We start from the raw sequence: 20,078 nt of genomic DNA on the forward strand, positions 1-20,078 counted from the left end.
TCGTTCGATGATGTGGGGGATGGTTGTTGCGATCTCATTACTGGGCGCAACAGAAGGGGTTGCCAGAACGCAGGCGCTGTCCGATGCGCAGGTTAAAAAAGCGATCATTGCGGAATCCATTGCGCAATATCCCGGCCCCTGCGCCTGCCCGTACAATCAGGCGCGCAACGGCAGTGCGTGCGGCAGGCGCAGCGCCTGGAGCAAACAGGGAGGCTATTCGCCACTTTGTTATCCTGATGATGTCAGTAAAGAGCAGGTGAAAGCCTGGCGCGAGCGCCAGCAGCCGTAAAAGTGACAGGCCGGGTAAAATCCCGGCTTTTTTACATTCTTCAGTAAGTTAAATCAAAATTACTGATAGCCAGGATTGTTACAAACGTAATTAAACTTGATAAATATCAATAATTAGAGCATATTGCGCACGTTTTGTTACTTACTGGTTAATGTTTGTTATGTCGTTATATCAAAAAATGTTGGTTTTCTACGCAGTGATGGCGCTGATTTGCGCACTGATTACCTGGTTCCTTTCACATGACCGTAAACGTATTCGCGTGCTGAGCGCCTTTCTGGTCGGCTCCACCTGGCCCATGAGTTTTCCCGTGGCGTTGTTGTTCTCGATTTTCTGATCTTAAAGCGTGACAGATAAAGCGATACCTTATTGAAAATTAGGGCAACATGTTAGCTGAATGTTTACCTAAGGACAGGAGGCATACGTTGGAACTCTACACAAAAATGCTGATCTTCTACGCTGTGATGGCGGTACTGTCCGGCGTGGCAACGTACTTTCTGGCCCGCGACAACCGCAAAGTCCGGCTCCTCAGCGCGATACTCATCGGTGCGACCTGGCCCATCAGCTTTCCGGTCGCGTTACTGTTTTCACTCTTTTGATCGCGATCTCTCCTTTTTATCGCATTACTGTATATAATCACAGTAACCCAATGAAAGGGAAACCTCATGAACACATTCTATTCACGTTATGCTCAGGGGCAGGTGCGTTGGCACGATCTGCCGGGGCACGGCGATCCGCTGGTGTTTATCCACGGGCTGGGCTGCGCATCATCGTTTGAATACCCGCGCGTGGTCGCCGATCCCGCATTTGGCGGCAGGCGCGCCATCCTTATCGATTTACCCGGCAGCGGTTACAGCGAACGTCCAGCGAGTTTCTCCTATCGCACCAGCGATCAGGCGAAAGTGGTGGTGGAGTTGCTGAATAAGCTTGATTTGCAGGCTTTCTGGCTCTACGGCCACAGCATGGGCGGCAGCATTGCCATTGAGGTGGCAGCGCAGATGGCCGCGCGCGTGAACGGGCTGGCGGTATCGGAACCCAATTTCTATCCCGGCGGCGGTATGTTCAGCCGTGAGATTGCCAGCCAGGATGAAGCGGGGTTTGTCACCAGCGGTTACGCGGCAATGCTGGCGCAGGAGAAAACCGCGTGGGCCGGATGCCTGCAAAGTAATGCGCCGTGGGCGGTCTGGCGCGGGGCGAAAAGCCTGGTCGACGGTATTGAGCCAACATGGATGACGCTGTTTGTCGATTTCCCGCGGCCAAAAACGCTGATCTTTGGCGCGCTTTCACTGCCGGATAAAGACGAAGAGGCGGTACGGAAACAGGGGATCCCGGTACAGGTGATTGCCGATGCGGGGCATTCGATGTCGTGGGAGCAGCCCGCCGCGCTGGCGCAGACGCTAAATCGCTTTATTACTGAACACGAATAAAAAACCCGGCGCGCAAAACCGGCCGGGTTTCTGTTTGTGCGGCATCGGTCTTCGCTTATGGCAGTAAAGACTTCAGCTTCTTGCGCGCCGCCGGAGTGACATCCAGCGGGTGGCGGTAGCCAATGTTTTCCGTTGCCCGGTGATAGAGCGCAACCAGCCAGTCGTAAACATAACGGGTGGCGGCGTGAACCGGTTGCTCGCTCAGTCGTGTCAGGCGCGTGTTGCTCGCCTCCGCCGAACCGGTGGCGAAAATGGCACGATCTTTCTGCACGCGGCTGGCCGGACGATCGGCTTCCGCCACCGATGCATAACCGAGCCAGGCGACAAAGTTGCCAATCGCAGCATGCAGTTGCGCGGCGCAGGCAGTATCACGTTGCATGATGGCTTGCAACTGCTCCGGCAGATTCAGACGGTAGCTGCTGACAATCACAATTTCCGCCATCTGGCGCAGAGCGGCCGGGCTGAGCCCAAGGCGCGCGGCGTTGTCGTCGTTGCGGCTCCACTGGCGGACATGGTTAACCCACAGCGCATGTGCCTGCTGACCGACATCTTTAATTTGCGGTTGCTGTTCCGTGTTGTCCGGTGATTCGGCAAACAGATCGATTGCATCATTAAACAAACCGCTGACTTTCTCTTCGCGTGGCTGTTGGACTTTCCACAGCGTGTCGAACTGCTGCATATCCGGCTGCAAACCTTCCAGCAATTCACCGTGACGGGAAGCCTGCCCCTGCAATTCGCGCACGACAGCTTCAGCGCGGGTGCGCTGAGTGGCCGCGTCCTTCTCCGGGCTGACAAGCCATGTTTGCAGCAGTTCGCGCAGCGCATGTTGATGGCGCTCTACCAGCGCTTTTAAACGCTGTTGACGCAGATCCGGCGCGGTGGCCTGCGCTAACCATGCCAGCAGGCGTTGCAGACTACTGGCATCCAGCGCCTGCAACGTGCCCCAGTGTTGTCCCGGTTTGCCGATCAACTGCTGGACCGCTTCATCCAGGTTCTGCGCCAGCGTAAAACGCGCATCTTGTGGCGTAATTGCCCAGACCAGACCCGGCAGCGCCGCTTCCTGGCCCGATTGTGTCTCTTTTACCCAGTTGAGCAGGGCGCGGGCAGTGGCGGCGGTGGTCGAACGCTCCAGCGTGGCGTTACAGATCATCAGCACGTCCGGCTGTAAGCGCTGGCGATAGCTCTCCAGCAGCCAGCGGCATTTGCTGCGCCACAGCGGTTGGCCGTCCTGCGGGCCGGGCACCGGGATATCGAGAATATCCACTGACGGCAGCACGCTGTTTTCCACCGGCAGCACCAGTTCGCGGGTGATCAGCGCCAGCGTCGCCAGTGGAATACTGACCGCATTGAGCCGTTGCTCGTTGGCCCATGGATGCACCACCACTTCATCATGAATCTCTTCGCTGCCGGGTTCCGCTGGCGTTAAAAATCCGTCTGTCGGCAGGGCGAAGCTATCGACCAGAACGCTTAACGGCGCAGCCAGTTCGCTGGCATTGCCGGTCTGGTGCAGGGTGTGCGCCAGCGCCAGCCACTGCTGCGTCAGTTCGTGTTGCTCGCCCCATAATAACGACCAGGCGCTGGCACGCGCGCTGAGATCCAGTTGCGGCAGCAGGCTGGCGAACTGATACCACAAAGCATCGTCCATTTGCTGCTGCGATGAAGGCACTACCGAGCGCCAGAAACGGGCAATGCCGCCAATCTCTTCGGCGGTGATCCCCGGTACCGGATTCGGCTGGCGCAGGGTGCGCCATTTCGCGACCCGGCTTTCGATCACCGCTTTGTCTGCCGCGCGTAATTCCGGCTGCTGCTGAGTATGGGCAATAAACAACTGCACTAGTTCAGCTTCGCTGATAATGCGCAAGCAGAGTGGAAAACTGTCGTCCATCGGCGAGTGATCCGGGCTGAAACGCAGCGCCATGCTGGTCAGCGCGTGACCCGGATTGATATGGGTAAAGTAATCCAGCGTTTTATCGCCCGGACGCACATCCAGCCGCCCGTTGCCGCTGCCGCACAGCGCGCCGAGCAGATGAGCTTTTGCCGCCTGCGAATGACCATACAGACCGATGGTGCAGGGCGCGTTAACGGCGTCGCGCAGCGCGGTTTCTCCGGCTGCGACCGCATTCAGGCGCGCCAGCAGCGCGTCGGCATCATCATCCAGTAGCGGTGAAAGTGTCCGGTTCTCGTTAATCCATGCGCTCAACGCCTGGGTGGTGTTTACGCTCGCACTCATTTCAGATACACACTCCCGCTGTCGATCCAGTAGTGACTACCGCTATGGCGGCGGTCGGCCAGCGTATTCAATTTAAAAGTTAACGCGTCGGCAGGCACCGGCGTTCCGTCCTGCAACCAGGCTTCACTCAGCGTGAAGGATTCCGGGCCGTGATGTTTGTTGCCGCCGCTAAAGGCCAGACGCACGTTTAACACGCCATCGCCGGCGATGGTTTTCGCCAGATCCTGCGAGTTAATGCTCAGCGTATAGAGCGGCGTGGCGGGCCAGCGGGCGTTAGCTAACTGACGGAAACCCAGCGTCACATTGCCGCGCAGCGGGAAGTGCAGCTTCGCATCCAGCTTGGCGCCCGGTTTATCGAGATCGATATCGTGATACCAGATGTTTTCGTCGCGTAATGTGTTCACCACGTTATCCAGTACACCGAGGTAACGTACGGTGGAATAAGCGCCAATGTCAGCCGCCTTAAAGTTAAAGCGCGGCAGACGCAGATCCAGCGCCAGGCTGCACAGCATCGCACCGACCGCCGCTGTTGATTTCGGGTTACCGATTTTGCCCTGCTGGCTGAAGGGATACCACTCATGCACGCGATATTTATCCAGCCAGATCATGCGGTTAACCGGCACTGGCTGCAAATGGCGGATCAGCGCCTGCACGCCCGGCAGGCAGCCAGGACGGCCGGTGATCAGCAGCACGTCGCAACTGTAGTGGGAAATGGCTTCGCACACCGCATGCAGCGGGGCGGTAAGCGTAAATTGCCCGTTCAGCATAGCATCCTGCAATTCGCGGAAATTGACCTGCAACGGTACGGAAAGCACGTCGAACTCCGCCGAGCCGGACGGCAACGCATGATCGATTGCCTGGCGCAGATAATTCATCACATTGCGCGTCGGCTGCTGCTTGAGCAATTCACCGAAGGTCGCATGCAATCCGGCCAGCGGATCGTTGATATCGCTCTCTTCCCAGGCGGCAAGGATTGCGTGACCGATCGGCATAAACAGTTGCAGCGTGGTCTGCTGGCGCAAAACCGCCTGCGTATCAATACGCCCGGAGTCGCCAAACAGCGTCGCCATAATCGCCGCCGCATCGCTGATGCCCGCTTTTTGCATCTGCGTTTGCAGTGCAGGCAGCACGCAGCGCTGGATGACATCCAGCAGAATGTCATCACCCGCCACTTTAAAGCCTTCACGGAACAGCAACTGCGGGGTGATTTTGACGTTGCTGCCGGTGCCATCATCAAGCTGATAATGGGTGATCGCCATATCGGTGGTGCCGCCGCCAATATCGACAGAGGCAACGCGCAGCGAACGGCCTTTCACCGCGCCGGGCGCTTCGGCGCGATCCGGGCGGGCGAGGGAGGCAAAGAAGGTTTCCGTCTGCCCGGCAAAACGGGAGATCGCTTCGTTATACAGCCACACCAGTTGTCCGCAGCTCGCTTCGTCCCACTCCATCTGAATATGCGGAACCGGCACCACGCTTTTTTCCTGCTGCTTGCGGTTGGCAAAATCTTCATCCTGCGGATGCCAGCCCATCGCTTTCCACACCAGCGCGATCGCTTCAAACATGCGGCGGCGGAAGATTTCACGCTCCTGCTTCGGCATCGCGGAAGGCAAAGTCAAAATAATGGTGCGCAACTGGCGCGGAGACGCCGGGAAGCCGAGGCGTAAACGCGTTGCCACGCTGTTGATTTGCCCCAGCGCCTGCGACAGCAATTCGCACAGCATATGGGTCATCAGGGTGCTGCGGCTGTATTGCGGCGAAAAGACCGGCAAACGCTCATCCAGCGGCAGGCTGTAGAGCGGCTGGCCCTCATCATTCATCAGGTTCATCAGCGGGAAAGCGGTAGCCAGCGGTTCGCGCTGCGTTTTGCTGTTCATCTGGCTAAAGCGCCAGTCCTGCAACACCGGGGTTTCATCCCACAGATAACGGCGCGGGCTGGAGATCCCGCTGTTGCCTTCAGTCCCGACGCGCTGCATCGCCAGTTTGCGCGCTTCATCACCGACACGCACAATCGACGGCCAGATGAATGCATCTTCGCGCCCACTCTCCACCGAGAAGTGCTGCTTACCAAAACGCGCTTCCGAAAACTCCAGGCGGCTGGTAAATAACGGTTCGTTAAGGAATTGCGGCTCGCTGAGCGATCGCACCTGCAACTCTGCCGTCTGGCGCAAACCATCATTGGCATCGCCATGATCTTCAATGATCACGCCGCAAGTGTGGGTGTTACCGACATCGAGGATCAGATCAACCGGAATCGCCGGAGTGCTCAGAGTGTGGGTGACAATTTTGACTTCCGGCACCTGCAATTGTGAGCCGAGCAGGGTCATCAGGTTCAGCCAGTGCGCCTGGTATTCAAAACCGCGCAGCGCCTGCGTGATCTCTCGCTCGCTGCGGCTTTCATGCTGTGAAATGTAGTGTAAGAAGGCTTCCCGCAGCCAGCCGTCAACCCAGGTTTGATCGAGGAAATCGGCGACTTCATCATCATGCCAGGCCAGCGCAAAGCGCGTGCCGTTAAGGATATCGTTCTCCTGCGGCGCCAGAGAAGCCGGAGAGTTGTCGTTGATCTGGCTGTCGAGCGCCAGCGCGATACGGTGCGTGTTGCCTGCGCTGTCCGGCTCGCTCAATTTACGGATCTGCACCCGCGCCCAGTTATCCGGCCCTTCAACAAAAGTACGCGGCGGGTTAAAGCGCAAAAAAGGCACCGGCAGCCAGACGCCATCAAGGATCGACAGCGAATACTGCAACGCGTGGGTACTTTCCGGCTTGACCACTTCCGGCTGACCGCCATCGCGGTTCGGCAGGGTATAGCGCTCATTCACTACATCAAAATCGAGCCGCAGCAGTGGGCCATTGGCCGTTTTACGTACAAATCGGCCGCTGTTGGCCGAATCCTGCGGCGTCACGCCAAAATCAAGAAACTGCACGCCGCTGTTGGCAATCAGCGTCACGCTCTGTTTGTAGTCGCAAAGATTAACCAGCATAAACTCAGTCACCTGTTTTTCTGAACGTCACCGGAACGGTGGTTTTGGCGTCAAAACGTGCGCTGCACTCGGCTACGTCGTTGCTGCCTGCTTTACAGGAAATGTCCGGCATCGGGTAACGGGTACCGTCGCTACACCGCGCGTTACCGCGACTTTTAATCAACAGTTCGCCGGTTTCGTGCAGGCCAGAGAAGAGATCTGCGCGGCAGGTAATGTTCTTACCGTGAACAATGCGCGCCGACCCTTTGTTGTTCTGGATTTGATAACGCACCGTTGGCGCTTTGCCGGTCACGGGATCTTTGACATCCAGATCAACGCGCCAGTTACCGTTAAGGAATTTGGTTGAACCGATTTTCACCTCGACAGCATCCATCACCAGCGCGCCTTTCGGGATGGCGGAAATCACCACCGGCTCTTTCGCGGCGGGTTTCTCGGCTACGGTTTCGGCAGGGGCGGAGACTTCCGCCTGGTGTAGTGGCAGCTTCGCCGTCAGCGCAGGAATTGGCGCGGCCTGCATGGCGGGCGGTGCAATCTCGACAGGTTCAGCTTTTGCAATCACCGGCGCGGGAGCCGGAACTTCTTGTTGCTTCAGCAGCAGCGGGGTGGCAATAGCCGCCGCGACTGCGGCAGTAACCGGCAGCGCCCACAGACCGTAGCGACGGCGTTTTTTCGCAGGCGTCGCGGCAACCGGAGCGGGTTCTGGCGTCGGCGCGGCCTGCACAGGCGGTTCTTCAACCGGTTCTGGCTGCAATTTGATTTCCGGCGGCGTGCTTAACAGCGGCGCATCCGCCTGGCTGAAGGTGACTTCAACGGCAGGCTCTTCTTCTGGCTCCGGTTCCGGCAACAGGGTGATTTCCGGCACTTCGGGTTCCGGTTCGCGCAGACAGTCGAGCACATTTTCACGTGCGCTTTCATTGAGGTTGACGAACCCCCAGAAGGTGATGACCGGTTTGCCATCGACGAGGAAAACGTGGTTTTCACCGGGAAATTGCAGCGCTTTCTCCAGCAACGAGCCAAACAGCTGCTGCGCTGTTTTCTGCGATTGCAGGCATTTGCGACTCAGGGCATAAGCGCTGTCGAGGGTATTTTCGAGGTGCTCGCGGGCACGGCTTCGCGCCTCTTCGTCGGCGGCTTTCCACGAAACCGAACGACCGTCGATGGGTGAATACCAGTCGACACGATCGCCTTCATCATTAACCTGGGGTATTGCCAGACAGTCAACCAGCGCCTGCTGTTTGCGCAGGCGCAGTGCTTCACGAATTTGTAATGCCGAATCAAATACGGCCTGACCGCCGCCGCCCACGGCCTGGAAATCATCCAGATCGCCGCTGCGTAAGAGAGTTTTTGCCACGTTTTCATCCCATAGGCTTCTTTACGCGTCTACTATACGCAAACTTGTCGCCAGTAAAAGGAAGAGGAGACCGCAAAACCATTGAATTCTCGATGCATAGATGACATCAATCAGACTTGACGCCGCGATAATTATTTAAGATAAATTTTAATCGTAATGATGGTTGATATTTCAGCGAAATCAACTGCTTTAGCATAACCTGATAGAGAATCACCATTTGCCAGTTCACCTGAGCTGTGCTGAGATTACTACTCCATATAAATAAGAAGGTTCCTGATAATGTCTACAGGGAAAACGCTGCTCGCCCTCGCGCTGAGCACACTGTTACCGGCAAGTGCGGCATGGGCCGCGTCTAACGACACCATCGTCTACTGCTCCGAAGCGTCGCCTGAATCCTTTAACCCGCAAATTGCCAGTTCCGGGCCGACTTTTGTTGCCAGCTCGCAGGTGCTTTATAACCGCCTGGTCACCTTCGATCCGGTGAAAAATACCCCGATTCCGTCGCTGGCGACGGAGTGGAAAGTGTCGGAAGATGGCAAGACCTGGACGTTTACGCTGCGCCAGGGGGTAAAATTCAACAGCAATAAATATTTTAAACCGACGCGCGATTTCAACGCCGATGACGTGATTTTCTCCGTCATGCGGCAAATGGACGCGAAACACCCGTATCACAATGTTTCGCGGGGTAATTACGAATACTTCACCGATGTCGGCCTTGATAAGCTGATTAAAGAGGTGAAAAAGGTGGACGATTACCACGTCCAGTTTGTGCTGAACGAACCGAACGCCCCATTTCTTGCCGACTGGGGGATGGATTTCGCCTCTATTCTCTCAGCGGAATACGCCGATGCGATGCTGAAAAAAGGCACGCCGGAAAACGTCGACAACTGGCCAATCGGTACCGGCCCTTATGTGTTGCAGCAATACAAAACCGATGCGCAAATCCGTTATCTTGCCAACCCGAACTACTGGGAAGGCCCGGTACCAACCAAACACCTGATTTTCTCTATCACCCCGGATGTGCAGACACGACTGGCGAAACTGCAAACCAACGAGTGCCAGATCATTCCGGCGCCGTCACCGGTGCAGTTTGATCAGATAAAAAACAACAAAGATTTGACGCTGCATACCATTGATGCGCTGAACGTCGGTTATCTGGCATTTAACACCGAGAAAAAACCGTTTGATAACGTACTGGTGCGTCAGGCGCTGAACTATGCCACCGATAAGCAGGCGATCGTTAACGCCGTGTTCCTCGGCTCCGGCAGCGTGGCGAAATCGCCGCTGCCGCCCAATATGCTGGGCTATAACAAAGATCTGAAGGATTACAGCTACGATCCGGAAAAAGCCAAAGCGCTGCTGAAACAGGCGGGCCTGGAGAACGGCTTTGAAGCCACACTGTGGTCAATGCCGGTACAACGTCCGTATAACCCGAACTCGCGCCGTATCGCCGAGATGATCCAGAGCGACTGGGCGAAAGTGGGCGTGAAAGCGAAGATTGTCTCTTTCGAGTGGGGGGAGTATCTGGCCGGAATGCGTAAAGGCGAGCACGACACGGCTCTGTTCGGCTGGATGTCGGATAATGGCGACCCGGATAACTTCGCCGATACGCTGCTGGGCTGCAATAGCATCAAAAACGGCGCCAACGCCGCGCGCTGGTGCGATAAAGGCTATGATGCGCTGGTGCAGAAAGCCAAAGTGGTCAGCGATCCGGCGGCCCGCGCCAAACTGTACGAACAGGCGCAGGATATCTTCTACCAGCAGGCGCCGTGGATTGCGCTGGCGAATGGCAAAACCTTCTACGCCACGCGCAGTAATGTGACCGGTTATCAGGTCAGCCTGATGGGCAGTGATTTCTCGAAAGTGAAATTGAATTAAAGGAGTGGATATGTCACATCTGGATGAGGTTGTCGCGCGCGTTGATGCGGCCATTGAACAGAGCGTTATTATCGGGATGAACGAATTACTGGTTGAACTCAGCGATGACGCCGCGCTAAGCCGGGAAGAGCGCTACGCGCAGCAGCAGCGCCTGCGGACGGCGATTGCGCATCACGGCCGCCAGCATAAAGAAGATATGGAAGCGCGCCGTGACCAGCTCACCAAAGGTGGCTCAATCCTGTGATCAGAACTGGCGTCTGGCCACCAGCCAGGCGCCAATCACCAGTAGTACCGCGCCGCACACCGGGCCAATCAGCGCCCGCAGCGCGATCCCCTGACTCCTCACCACATCCATCACCAGCCCGCCAATCAGCTGGCTTGCCACCAGAACCGCAATGGTCGTTGCCGCGCCAACGTACTGATAACCGCTGATGCTGGCGAAGACAAAAAACGAACCCAGCAAACCGGGGATTAATGTCCACCACTTCACGCTGGCGTACAGTTCCTGAAACCCGCTCATCCCATGCTTGAACAGCAAAATCGAGACAAACAGCACAATACCCACCAGCGAGTTGAGCAGCATGGCGATAAGGATCGTCGAGGCCGACTGAGTAATGCGCACCATCAGCGTGTTTTGCACCACCAGGCCAATCCCGGCGGCGATCAGAAAGGTGAGGGTCAACGACTGGTTCATTAGATAGCATCCGGATCGGTACGGTTATCGAGCTGCAACTGCATAAAGGTTAAATCGAGCCAACGACCAAACTTGGTGCCGACCTGCGGCATTTCCGCGGTCGTGACAAAACCCAGTTTACTGTGCAGATGAATAGAGCCATGGTTTTGCGACTCAATGCCCGCCACCATCACATGTTTACCAATGCGTCTGGCTTCTTCGATCAGGCGTTCCATCAGCGCCAGCCCGAGGCCTTTGCCCTGATGTTCGGGGTGAACATACACCGAGTGCTCGACGGTGTGGCGAAAACCATCGAAGGCGCGCCAGTCACCAAACGAAGAGTAGCCGGTGACCACGCCATTTTCTTCGCTGACCAGCACTGGATAACCCAGTTTGGCGCGCGCTTCATACCAGGCAATACGGTTCCCGACATCGACCGTTTGATCGTTCCAGATGGCAGCAGTGTTCACCACCGCATGGTTGTAGATCTCTGCAATGGCGGCACAATCTTCTTTCCCGGCAAAACGAATATTCATGGTTGAACCTCAGATTTGTACACTATAGTATTACGATATGAATACTATCTCAGACAATATAAATCAACGGATCAGTGCCAGAATTCGTGTAGAACGTGAATCCCGCGGCTGGTCATTGAGCGAACTGGCCGAACGCGCGGGCGTTTCGCGGGCGATGATCCACAAAATCGAACGCGGCGAGAGCAGCCCAACGGCGGCGCTGCTGGCGCGGCTTTCCGGCGCATTCGGCATCAGCATGTCAACGCTGATTGCCCGCGCCGAAATGCAGGAAGGAAAGCTGCTGCGCTACGCCGATCAGCCGGTATGGAGCGACCCGCAAAGCCACTACCTGCGCCGCCACGTTTCGCCGCGCAGCGATCTGCCTATCGATCTGGTGCAAATCGACCTGCCAGCGGGCAGCGATATTCCGATGCCCGCTTCTTCTTATGCGTTAGCACGGCAGTTAATTTGGTTGCAGGAAGGCGAGTTGGTGTTTGTTGAAGGCGATACGCGGCACGAAATGAAAGCCGGGGATTGCCTGGAACTCGGGCCGCCGAACGATTGCCGTTTTATCAACGAGAGCAGCGCACCTTGCCGCTATCTGGTGGTGCGGCTCAACCACGCCGGTACATAATGTTAACGCGCTGCTGGCAGGAAACGACTAGTATCAGTAATTAGTCTTTCATGCACAGGAGAGCACGATGAATCAATCTTCTCACCGCAATCGCCGTTGGGTGCTGGCTTCTCGCCCACATGGCGCCCCGGTTACCGACAATTTCCGCCTTGAAGAGGATGACATCGCGGCACCCGGCGAAGGCCAGGTGTTACTGCGAACGGTCTACCTCTCGTTAGATCCCTATATGCGCGGTCGTATGAGCGATGCGCCATCCTATTCGCCGCCGGTAAAAATCGGCGAAGTGATGTGTGGCGCGACGGTCAGCCGCGTGGTCAGTTCACTGCATCCGGATTTTGCCGAAGGCGATTGGGTGCTGGCTTACAGCGGCTGGCAGGATTACGACATCGCCAGCGGCGATGATGTGATCAACCTTGGTAAAGATCCACAGCATCCCTCATGGTCGCTGGGTATCCTCGGGATGCCAGGTTTTACCGCCTATATGGGGCTGCTTGATATCGGTCAGCCGAAAGCGGGGGAAACGCTGGTCGTTGCCGCTGCAACCGGCCCGGTCGGCGCAACGGTCGGGCAGATCGGTAAAATCAAGGGGTGTCGCGTTGTCGGGGTCGCCGGGGGCAAAGAGAAGTGCCGTCATGCCGTGGAGGTACTCGGTTTTGATCTCTGTCTCGACCATCACGCGGAAGATTTTGCCGAACAACTGGCGAGGGCCTGCCCGCAAGGGATCGATATCTATTTTGAAAATGTTGGCGGCAAAGTCTTTGATGCCGTGCTGCCATTATTAAATACCAGGGCGCGAATTCCGCTTTGCGGATTAGTCAGCGGTTATAACGCCACGGAACTTCCTGACGGCCCGGATCGTATTCCGTTATTAATGGCAACGCTGCTTAAAAAACGAATTCGGTTGCAGGGATTTATTATTACTCAGGATTACGGTCACCGAATTAACGAATTCCAGCAAGAAATGGGGAAATGGGTAAAACAGGAAATAATTCACTACCGTGAACAACTAACAGAAGGTCTTGAGCAAGCGCCGGAGGCGTTTATCGGTATGCTGGAAGGTCGAAATTTCGGCAAGGTCGTAGTGCAAATTGGACCATCACGCTAAGCGACTGATGGCGGCGAAAAAAACCGCCGTCAGAATTGTGCAAAATCCGAAAAAACGTCTTTAATTAGACAAGCATAAGGAACTGATAACCTTGTGAAGGCGGTTCCTGGTAGTTGTGCATAATAACTAATTATTAGCTACATCTTTTACGCGACAATCCAATACCAGGCATGTTTATATAATATATTTGAATGATTACGGACACGCTACCAGGCTGAAAATAAATAAGAAATTATACAGGACGCAAACATGCTTGATTTGGAAAAAGCGCAACGAACCAGCCTCACTATGCAGGTGGAGGCGAGTCTGAAAAATGCGCTTATTATCGGTGCGCTAAAACCTGGCGCGCGGCTTATCACGAAAGAAATAGCAGATCAGTTGGGTACCAGTATTACTCCGGTACGGGAAGCGCTTTTGCGTTTGGTCTCTGCAGGCGCGCTACATGCCACACCGGCGCAGGCGTTTTTAGTGCCGGAGGTCAGCCTTGAACGCTATGACGAAATCAACCAGATACGCAAAAACCTTGAAGGGATGGCTGCCCGTGCCGCCAGTCAAAGTATGACCCCGGAGAGGATCAGGGAGTTGCGTGCGCTGGCTGCGGCTTTTCACGAAACACTAAAAAGCGGCCATACCGAGCAGATGTTGCAGGCAAATCGGATTTTTCGCTTTTCGATTTACCAGCAGGCAGGTATGCCGACATTGACAGCACTGATTGAGCAATTATGGGTACGCATTGGCCCATGTTTTAATTATCTTTATCCACATTCGGATGATTTAACACGCAGCCACGATTATTCAGACTTATTAGCCGCACTTGAAGAAGGTGATGCTTTTGCCAGCGAACGCGGAATATGGCGGGCCATCGATGAGGGCGCAAACATTATTCATAAGCAATTTTATCGCTGAGCTATTTCTCTTAAATACAATCACTTAACCTAAATCATGGATGCTTCCCGACAAAAATTTGTCATTGGGGCGCATCCATATCACGTTTTGTACTTATAAGACCAGTTAATACCTGAAATCCACGCATTCCCTGCCGATAACCTTTCTTGCGCGTAGTAAGGCGCTAACATTTGGTGTCCAGCGAGGAGTCGGGGAATGTCATTTAACCAACGATTAAGCAATATAAAAATTAGTAGAAAGCTGTCGGTAGGATTTGGGTTAGTTCTGTTTCTGGTTGCTGTTGCTTCTGTCCTCAGTGTGTTGCGCTTTCAGGAAATCCGCGACGTCTATCAAAAAACCAATCTGATGTATAACATCAACATCGAAGTGTTTCAGGCAAAAATTAACCGCCTGAAATATTTCTATGGTGATGATAAATCCGGTCAGGTGATGTCTGATTACGTTCGCCACGCGTCAGAGTTGACGGCCAGCGCTGACAACATGAGCTGGTCAACCAACGAAAAACAGATCATCAACGATGTCGCCGATCATCTGGCGAAGTTCCAGAGCAGCATTGGCGAGATGCAAAAAGCGACCAGTGATATTCACGCTGTTCGCGATGCGCTCGATAAACTCGCTGCTGAAGATCTCGCCGCCAGCTACACCACGCTCGTGCGTACGCCGGTTGCCGATCCGAGCCTGATGACGCAAGTTTATGAGCAATTATTCGCTATCAGCGCAGTGCGTGAAGCGGCGCTGGTTGTCCGTTATAGCCCAGGCAAAGAGAGCAGCGATGCGCTGGAGCGCCATTTCAGCGACACGCAAAAAAGTGTTCAGGCGCTGTCGAGCCAGCTGCCGGGCGAACTGCAAGCGCCGTTACAGGCTTTATGGGATAACACCGTTAAATACCACGATTTGAGCCGCAACTATTTCACCGCCTATCAGGCTCTCAAGACCGCAGAAGATCATGTTAAAACCGGTGGCGATAACAGCAGCGCGGCGCTGAAGCAGATCATTACGCTAGTAAAAGCGCACAACGATGAGCTGGCCTATAGCTCCAGTACCATCGCCGCAATTATCGGCGCTATCGCCATTCTGCTCGGAGTGATTGTCTCCTGGTGGGTGATCCGCCAGATTACCCGTCCGATTGACCGCAACCTTGCACTGGCGGAACGTATTGCCAGCGGCGATCTCAGCTCGCAAATTCGCGCGCAGAGTACCGACGAACTGGGGCAATTGACCGGGGCAATGGGGCGGATGAACGACACGCTGCGTGAAATGATCCACGAAGTACGTAACAGCGTGACGAAGGTTTCCCGCGCGGCAACCGAAATTGCCGAAGGCAATACCGATCTCTCTTCCCGTACGGAACAGCAGGCCGCAGCGGTTGTGGAAACGGCAGCCAGCATGGAAGAGCTGACCGCGACGGTGAAAAATAACGCCGATAACGCCCGTAACGCCAGCAGCCTTGCGGCGCAGGCCTCACAGACGGCCGGCGAAGGCGGTACGGTAATGCGCGAAGTGGTGAATACCATGGGCGACATTCACAGCAGCTCTAACAAAATTGCTGATATCACCGCAGTGATTAACAGTATTGCGTTCCAGACGAACATTCTGGCGCTGAACGCCGCAGTGGAAGCCGCGCGTGCCGGTGAACAAGGCCGGGGTTTCGCCGTAGTGGCCAGCGAAGTGCGCAGCCTGTCTCAGCGCAGTTCGCAGGCGGCAAAAGATATTGAACAACTGATCAGCGAGTCGGTTTCCCGTATCAATGTCGGCAGTGAGTTGGTGGCCAAAGCCGGTGAAACCATGGACCAGGTTGTCCGATCGGTAACGCGTGTTAACGATATCATGGGTGAAATTTCCTCGGCGTCGGAAGAGCAGAGCCGTGGTATTGAGCAGATTGCCCGTGCAGTGAGCGAGCTGGACAGCACCACGCAGCAAAACGCCGCGCTGGTGAGCGAATCGTCTTCAGCGGCAGGTTCGCTGGAAGAACAGGCGCGTCTGCTGGAAGAACTGGTGGCAACATTCCGTCTGGAGCAAAACGAAGCCAAAAGCGCACCGAAAGCGGGAAAACCCAAAGCCACGCCAACGGCGAAAGCGCCTGCTTTACCGCGTGAAACACAAAGCAGCGATGAAGGCTGGACCACCTTCTGACAGTGTTTTAACTCAATAAAAAAAGCCCGTAAGCATCAGCTTCCGGGCTTTTTTCTATTACAAACCGCCCTCGGGTGAAGGCGGTTGGCGAGCATTATTCGAACTGATAAGCGATGGACAAACCGACGCCGTAGTTACGTCCCGGAGCGGGTTCGTAGTAACGACCATTCGATTCATTAACAATCACTGAGCCAACATATTCACGGTCAAACAGGTTATCGATGCGGCCAAACACATCCATCATCCAGTTGCCGTAGCTAAATTTGTAGCCGGTGTTGATGCCCGTAACGGTGTAGGAGGGGGCTTTCGCACTGTTTTCATCGTCGGCCATAATATCGCTCATATAGCGCACATCGGCACCCGCGTACCAGCCCTGATCCGGGATCCAGCCCAGTGACGCATAACCCATATTGCGCGCTATGCCCGGAATACGGTTGCCGTTACAGTCGCTGTCGGTACAGACTTCGCTACGGTACGTGGCATCCAGATAAGTCCACGCCACTTTGGCGCGCCAGTTTCCGGCAAATTGTTGATCGAGCGACAGCTCCGCGCCCTGGCGACGGGTTTTCCCGGCGTTTTTGTACGTGGTGCGCCCGCCGCTGCTGGTGTCGGTCACGATCTCATCATCGGTATCGGTGCGGAACAGCGCTGCGGTCAGCAGGCCGTTGCCAATGCGCGTTTTACTGCCGATTTCCACGGTTTCATTGGTAGAGGGTTTCAGCGCGAAATTCAGCCCGCTCTGGTTACCGGAACGATAGGAGAGTTCATTAATGGTCGGGGTTTCAAAACCGCGTCCGGCCGCCGCATAAACGTTCCACGCATCGGTGAGCGCGTATTTCAGTGAAGCCGCCGGTAGCCATTTGTGATAGCTGGCTTCACCACTGTCATCGCCATTACCGGCCGTAACGTAGTGATCGTTGGAATCAAACCACACCGAGCTGTAGCGCACGCCCGCATCGAGAGAGAGTTTATCCGTCAGTTGCCAGGCCGTTTGCACGTACGGATCGAGGTTCCACATCAGGTTGCGTTCGTCACGGCGCAGATTGCCTTTTTCGCCGTAGACCGGCGTCGAGCCATCCATCACATAGTTTTCGTAACCTTTGCGATTCTCGCTCATATTTTCGTAGTTCAGCCCGCCGGTAAAAGTCACCGGCACGCCCAGCTCACCACGGTGCGTCCAGCGCGTGTCGATACCCTGATAATGGCGCGTCAAATCGATCACACCGCCTGAATGGGCCGGGTTAAGCTGCGGCGCGCGCGGGATCGACTGATACTGCGTCGTTTCACGTTCTCCGGCGTACATCATCACGCTTAAATCATCCTGGCTGCTCATCTGGCGCTCATAGCGCAGCCCGGCCTGCGTTTGTTTGATGGTTTTGCGGGTGTTGTACTGGTCAGCACGCGGCGACTGGCGCGGATTATCCTGCCACTCCTCTTTGGTCAGGCCGCCCGCATCGTTGGCTTTGATGTCAACGCTGTTAAAGATCAGGCTCAGCTTACTGACATCATCAATCCGCACACCCAGTTTGGCGTTGGCGAGATTTTTGCGCGTGCCGCTGTGATCGCGGTAGCCGCCGGTGACGAAGCGGGTGCTGGAAACGGTGTAATCCACGTCACCCGCGTGTGTGCCGTCGCCTACCGCACCAGTTGCTTTCAGGCCGTAACGCCAGCTTGCGTCGCTACCGTAATAGCTGCTGGCTTCAATGGTTGTCGGCTGGCGTCCAGTCTGCGTGGTGACATTCATCACCCCGCCTGAGGCGTTGCCGTACAGCGCCGAGAAGGGGCCGCGCAGCACATCAATGCTCTCCACGCTGTTGAGATCGATATTCGACGTTTGCCCCTGACCGTCCGGCATCGTCGCAGGAATACCATCCACGTACAGGCGAATACCGCGCACACCATAAGTGGAACGCGAACCAAATCCACGGATGGAAAGTTGCAGATCCTGGGCATAGTTTTGCCGGTTTTGTACCTGCAAGCCGGGCACGCTGTTTAGCGATTCCGACAAATTGACGCGCGGTGCCGCCTGGCGGATATCGTCGCCCTGTACAACGCTGACGGCGGCAGGGCTATCAAGTTCAGAGACTGTCTGTGGCGCGGCGCTGACGATCATTGTTTGTTCATTGTCAGCGGCAGAAGCAGACGGAGAGAGGACAGCCGGGAGTAATAACGCCGGCAGAGTGGCCTTCGTGGCAGAAAGAATAGTCATATCGGAACCGAGTGAGAAAAACGAACCAAATGGAACATGCGCCAATATGTTAAAGGTTATGTAAATATTTTGAAAACATTAAACGCACGTTAAGTTAAGAATGAGTGTAGTCCCTGCCTGCCAGATGCGCTTCTGCCTCATTTGGTGTTCCACTTTATTGTTATTAATTAGATGGCAAAACGCTGTATGTCAGCGTACCGGATGATGTTATTCGTATTGCGCTGTAATAAAAAAGGGAAGGCCAGAGCCTTCCCCTAATGTTTACTGCCGCCCGTTTAGCGCGAGGCGTTCTCAGTCGGCGCAACCGGCGCAGTGCTGTGAATTTCCTGTACGCGTTTGCGTACGCCAAACCAGCCAGCAACCAGCAGCACGGCAATCAGCGGGATAGAACCGATGGTGTAAGTGCCGTTCGGATAATCAAACGCCATCAGCACCAGTACGCTCAGCAGGAACAGCAGCGTCAGCCATGACGTGACCGGAGCACCTGGCATTTTGAAGCTGACATCCGCTACTTTGCCTTCTTTGATCGCCTTACGCAGACGCATCTGGCAAATCACGATAAAGCCCCAGGAGGCGATAATACCCAGGGAGGCCACGTTCAGCACGATTTCAAACACCTGCGACGGCACCAGATAGTTCAGGAACACCCCGACGATATAGACGCAAATGGTGACCAGAATACCGGCATAAGGCACATGATGACGGCTCATTTTCGCCATAAACTTCGGCGCAGAACCCCCCATCGACATCGAACGCAGAATACGGCCGGTGCTGTAGAGCCCGGAATTCAGGCTGGAAAGCGCAGCGGTCAGCACCACCATATTCATGATGTCGCCAATGTAAGGCACGCCCAGTTTGGAGAAGAAGGTCACAAACGGGCTTTGACCTGCCTGATAGGCATTCCACGGCAGCAGCAGCACCAGCAGAACCACCGAGCCGACGTAGAACAAACCGATACGCCAGATCACGCTGTTGATCGCTTTTGGCACCATGGTCTGCGGATCTTTACACTCACCGGCGGCAGTACCGACCAGCTCGATAGAGGCAAACGCAAAGACCACGCCCTGAACCAGCACCAGCGCTGGCAGCAAGCCGTGCGGGAAGAAACCGCCGTTGTCGGTGATCAAATGGAAGCCGGTTGTGCCGCCGTCCAGCGGTTTACCGCTGCCGAGGAAGATGGTCCCGACAATCAGGAACACCACAATCGCCAGCACTTTGATTAACGCAAACCAGAACTCCATTTCGGCGAACCATTTCACGCCAATCATGTTCATGGTGCCGACGATCGCCAGCGCGGCCAGCGCAAACACCCACTGCGGCACATCGCCAAACGCGCCCCAGTAGTGCATGTAGAGCGCAACGGCGGTGATATCGACGATACCGGTCATCGCCCAGTTAATGAAGTACATCCAGCCGGCGACAAACGCGGCTTTTTCGCCCAGAAACTCACGGGCATAGGAAACAAAGCTACCGCTGGAAGGGCGGTGCAATACCAGTTCGCCCAGCGCGCGGAGAATAAAGAAAGAGAAGAGACCACAAACCAGATAGACGATTGCCAGCGATGGCCCCGCCATCTGTAATCGTGCGCCTGCGCCCAAAAATAACCCCGTCCCGATCGCGCCGCCAATAGCGATCATTTGTACCTGGCGATTACCCATCGCCCGGTTGTAGCCCTCTTCATGAGAGTTAAGCCAGCGTCGTTTCGCCGCGTGATGCTCCGTGGCGCTGTTGTTGTCTGTTTTCATTTCGTTAC

At 55.4% G+C, this 20,078-nt stretch carries 17 protein-coding genes; 10 read left to right on the forward strand and 7 right to left on the reverse strand.

The genetic code is table 11. The features are described from left to right. Window positions 1-19: 19 nt before the first annotated feature. The 4 genes from DK872_RS19505 (at window position 20) to DK872_RS19520 (ending at window position 1,713) form a co-directional block, all read left to right on the forward strand. Window positions 20-289 (forward strand): hypothetical protein, encoded by a 270-nt coding sequence (locus DK872_RS19505; RefSeq protein WP_227136866.1) that lies wholly within the window; start codon window positions 20-22, stop codon window positions 287-289. 160 nt (window positions 290-449) lie between these two features. Further along, a complete protein-coding gene (locus DK872_RS19510) occupies window positions 450-623 on the forward strand; it encodes a GhoT/OrtT family toxin (protein WP_161518728.1) in 174 nt (57 codons plus the stop codon). Window positions 624-711: 88 nt separating this feature from the next. After that, complete coding sequence (locus DK872_RS19515; protein WP_007372097.1) at window positions 712-885, forward strand: GhoT/OrtT family toxin; 174 nt, start codon at window positions 712-714, stop codon at window positions 883-885. Window positions 886-951: 66 nt separating this feature from the next. After that, entirely contained in the window at window positions 952-1,713 is a 762-nt protein-coding gene (locus tag DK872_RS19520; RefSeq protein ID WP_072438885.1) for an alpha/beta fold hydrolase, read from the forward strand. A 55-nt stretch (window positions 1,714-1,768) separates the two neighbouring features. On the opposite strand, the gene DK872_RS19525 is transcribed toward DK872_RS19520, so the two are convergent. The 3 genes from DK872_RS19525 to DK872_RS19535 are packed head-to-tail and all read right to left on the reverse strand — an operon-like array spanning window position 1,769 to window position 8,272. Beyond that, window positions 1,769-3,943 (reverse strand): virulence factor SrfC family protein, encoded by a 2,175-nt coding sequence (locus tag DK872_RS19525; protein WP_161518729.1) that lies wholly within the window; start codon window positions 3,941-3,943, stop codon window positions 1,769-1,771. Then, entirely contained in the window at window positions 3,940-6,921 is a 2,982-nt protein-coding gene (locus DK872_RS19530) for a virulence factor SrfB (protein WP_071921854.1), read from the reverse strand. Before DK872_RS19530 ends, DK872_RS19525 begins: the two co-directional genes overlap by 4 nt. Window positions 6,922-6,925: 4 nt before the next feature. Beyond that, window positions 6,926-8,272, reverse strand: a complete 1,347-nt coding sequence (locus DK872_RS19535; RefSeq protein ID WP_161518730.1) for an SrfA family protein — start codon at window positions 8,270-8,272, stop codon at window positions 6,926-6,928. 279 nt (window positions 8,273-8,551) lie between these two features. On the opposite strand from DK872_RS19535, the gene DK872_RS19540 reads away from it, so the two are divergent. Next, window positions 8,552-10,150, forward strand: coding sequence for an ABC transporter substrate-binding protein (locus tag DK872_RS19540; RefSeq protein ID WP_107146101.1), 1,599 nt, complete (start codon window positions 8,552-8,554; stop codon window positions 10,148-10,150). Window positions 10,151-10,160: 10 nt separating this feature from the next. Continuing rightward, window positions 10,161-10,394 carry a YdcY family protein gene (locus tag DK872_RS19545; RefSeq protein ID WP_007372104.1) on the forward strand — a complete coding sequence of 78 codons (234 nt, stop codon included), beginning with the start codon at window positions 10,161-10,163 and terminating at the stop codon, window positions 10,392-10,394. Here the strand turns inward: DK872_RS19545 and DK872_RS19550 are convergent, their stop codons facing one another. Then, a complete protein-coding gene (locus tag DK872_RS19550) occupies window positions 10,395-10,844 on the reverse strand; it encodes a DMT family transporter (protein ID WP_107146102.1) in 450 nt (149 codons plus the stop codon). Further along, window positions 10,844-11,359: a GNAT family N-acetyltransferase gene (locus tag DK872_RS19555; protein WP_007372106.1), complete on the reverse strand. Its 516-nt coding sequence runs from the start codon at window positions 11,357-11,359 to the stop codon at window positions 10,844-10,846. The genes DK872_RS19550 and DK872_RS19555 overlap by 1 nt, the downstream gene beginning before the upstream one ends. Window positions 11,360-11,396: 37 nt before the next feature. Here DK872_RS19555 and DK872_RS19560 point away from each other — a divergent pair, with 37 nt between their 5' ends. The 4 genes from DK872_RS19560 (at window position 11,397) to DK872_RS19575 (ending at window position 16,116) form a co-directional block, all read left to right on the forward strand. Beyond that, window positions 11,397-11,972 (forward strand): helix-turn-helix transcriptional regulator, encoded by a 576-nt coding sequence (locus tag DK872_RS19560; RefSeq protein ID WP_007372107.1) that lies wholly within the window; start codon window positions 11,397-11,399, stop codon window positions 11,970-11,972. Window positions 11,973-12,039: 67 nt separating this feature from the next. Further along, complete coding sequence (locus DK872_RS19565) at window positions 12,040-13,077, forward strand: NADP-dependent oxidoreductase (protein WP_007372108.1); 1,038 nt, start codon at window positions 12,040-12,042, stop codon at window positions 13,075-13,077. A gap of 249 nt (window positions 13,078-13,326) precedes the next feature. Next, the gene (locus tag DK872_RS19570) at window positions 13,327-13,983 is read left to right on the forward strand and encodes a GntR family transcriptional regulator (protein ID WP_007372109.1); all 657 of its coding nucleotides are present in this window, start codon (window positions 13,327-13,329) and stop codon (window positions 13,981-13,983) included. Between the two features lie 195 nt (window positions 13,984-14,178). Beyond that, window positions 14,179-16,116, forward strand: coding sequence for a methyl-accepting chemotaxis protein (locus DK872_RS19575; protein ID WP_149288775.1), 1,938 nt, complete (start codon window positions 14,179-14,181; stop codon window positions 16,114-16,116). 94 nt (window positions 16,117-16,210) lie between these two features. Here the strand turns inward: DK872_RS19575 and pqqU are convergent, their stop codons facing one another. After that, window positions 16,211-18,325, reverse strand: a complete 2,115-nt coding sequence (pqqU, locus tag DK872_RS19580; RefSeq protein WP_161518731.1) for a TonB-dependent receptor PqqU — start codon at window positions 18,323-18,325, stop codon at window positions 16,211-16,213. Between the two features lie 275 nt (window positions 18,326-18,600). After that, window positions 18,601-20,070, reverse strand: coding sequence for an L-asparagine permease (gene ansP / locus DK872_RS19585; protein WP_007375134.1), 1,470 nt, complete (start codon window positions 20,068-20,070; stop codon window positions 18,601-18,603). Window positions 20,071-20,078: the final 8 nt, after the last annotated feature.

The sequence above is a fragment of the Kosakonia sp. MH5 genome (assembly GCF_009935945.1).
Classification (GTDB): domain Bacteria; phylum Pseudomonadota; class Gammaproteobacteria; order Enterobacterales; family Enterobacteriaceae; genus Kosakonia; species Kosakonia radicincitans.